The following is a 1,303-nucleotide window of genomic DNA, read 5'->3' on the forward strand; positions in this document are numbered from 1 at the left end:
CCCCGAGGCCGCCCGGCAGCTCGGTCAGCCGGGCGGGGTCGGCCAGCCGCTCGGCGATGCTGGCCACCGCCGCGGCCGCCCGGGCCCGCAGCACCACCGGCACGCCCGCCGCCGCCCCGCTCTCCCACAGCTGGCCGGAGAGCGGCACCGCCGCCCGGCCCGGCCACGGCGGCGCCGGGACCTGCTGGGCCGACACGGGGCAGTCCTTGTCCATGGGAATCCTCCGGGGGGAGGCCCGGCTGCCGCCGGGGCGGGAGGGGATGACGAGAGCGGACGGGGATGACAGGGGGGACGTGAGGGGCGGGGACGGGTCAGGCACCGAGCGGCGGTGCGGGACGGGCCCCCGGGGCGCGGCGGTGCAGCGGGAAGACCAGCTCGTTGGTCCGGCCGGCCGGGGCCAGCCACCCGGTGCCGCCGGGCGGCGCCTCCAGCAGGACCGGGTTCGCCTGCCCGGCCCACGCCTCGCGCAGCAGCTCCCGGTGGTGCGGGTGGTCCAGGTCCAGCGCGAACCGGAGCGCGGCGTCGGCCGACTGCACGTACCTGGGCGCCTGCCGGTGCTCCCGCCAACGGGCGAACCGTTCCTGCCAGTCGCCCGGGCCGGTGGCCGGGTCGCCGAGCGCCGGATCGTCCGGCCGCCAGCGGGCCGGGGCCAGCACGGTGCGGCCGCGGCGCACCCGGGGCAGGTAGGGCAGCGCCTCGGCCGGCCCCCAGTCCCAGCCCGGCGGCTCGGGGTCGAGGCCGCGGACGAGAGCGTGCAGGAGCCGGGCACCGCCGGGCGGGAGCGGCGAGCCGGGCGCCCCCGACGGGAGCGGTGCCACCTGGTGGCCCGGGCGGCGCGGGTGCCCCGGGACCAGCGCGAGGCGGTGCGGGTCGGCGACCACGCACAGGTCGGACAGGTCGAGCGCGCCGGACCCGCCTGCGGCCGGCAGGCCCCGGGGCTGCTCGTGCGCCGCGCCGAGCAGCTCGCCGAACCGGCCGGCCGTGGCCCCCGCGGTCGGTTCCGTGCCGACCACCACCAGCTGGAAGTCCCCGTCCTGCAACGCCTGCGCAGAGTCCGCCCGCAGCTGGGCGACCAGGTCGAAGGAGTCCGGCGGACCCGGGTACCAGCGGTCCGCTCCGGCGGCCAGCCGGGCCAGCAGCACGTCGTCGAGCAGCAGCTCCGGCTGCCGGTGCACCGCGGCCCACCGGGCCAGCGCGAGCAGCAGCCGGTCGCGCCGCCCGACCGCCGGCGCCGGCTCGGCGACCGGCGTGGCAACCGGCTCGGCGGCGGGGCGAGCGGCCGGCCGCTGCTCACCCTGGCCCG

At 81.0% G+C, this 1,303-nt stretch carries 2 protein-coding genes; both read right to left on the bottom strand.

Annotation, left to right across the window (positions count from 1 at the left end; all coding sequences use genetic code 11):
- Positions 1-196: hypothetical protein (locus ACQRUO_RS39440; protein ID WP_428321002.1), on the bottom strand; the 196-nt coding region annotated here is incomplete at its 3' end.
- Positions 197-311: 115 nt separating this feature from the next.
- On the bottom strand, positions 312-1,303 hold a 992-nt coding region (locus ACQRUO_RS39445), incomplete at its 5' end, for a lantibiotic dehydratase (RefSeq protein ID WP_428321003.1).

The organism is Kitasatospora sp. LaBMicrA B282, from assembly GCF_050325825.1.
Taxonomy (GTDB): domain Bacteria; phylum Actinomycetota; class Actinomycetes; order Streptomycetales; family Streptomycetaceae; genus Kitasatospora.